Origin of the sequence: Pseudoalteromonas sp. CR1, from assembly GCF_019392235.1 — a bacterium.
Taxonomy (GTDB): domain Bacteria; phylum Pseudomonadota; class Gammaproteobacteria; order Enterobacterales; family Alteromonadaceae; genus Pseudoalteromonas.
The window spans coordinates 1-242 of the sequence record NZ_JAHXRM010000562.1 but is presented as its reverse complement, the minus strand read 5'-3'; the positions used below and the strand labels follow the sequence as shown (position 1 = coordinate 242).

The 242-nt window shown below is 58.3% G+C and carries 1 protein-coding gene; it reads left to right on the top strand.

Annotated features, from left to right (window positions below; translation table 11 throughout):
- A partial coding sequence (locus KZZ04_RS20560; protein ID WP_306430598.1) for a glycine betaine ABC transporter substrate-binding protein occupies positions 1-242 on the top strand: 242 nt, incomplete at both ends.

The window sequence follows — 242 nt, the reverse complement described above, 5'->3', positions numbered from 1 at the left end:
CGGACTATGTGTGGGACGCCGGGGTGCATGACTTTGCTGACTTGAACAGGTTTGCGGATAAGTTCGACAAAAAGATCTACGGCATCGGCTCCGGCGCGCCGGCGAATATCTCGCTGCAGGAGATCATCAAGAAGAACGACTTCGACCTGGGCCAGTGGAAGCTGATCGAGTCGAGTGAGCAGGCGATGCTGGCTGAGGTGTCGCGCGCGGTGAAGAAACAGCGCTTCGTCACCTTCCTCGGC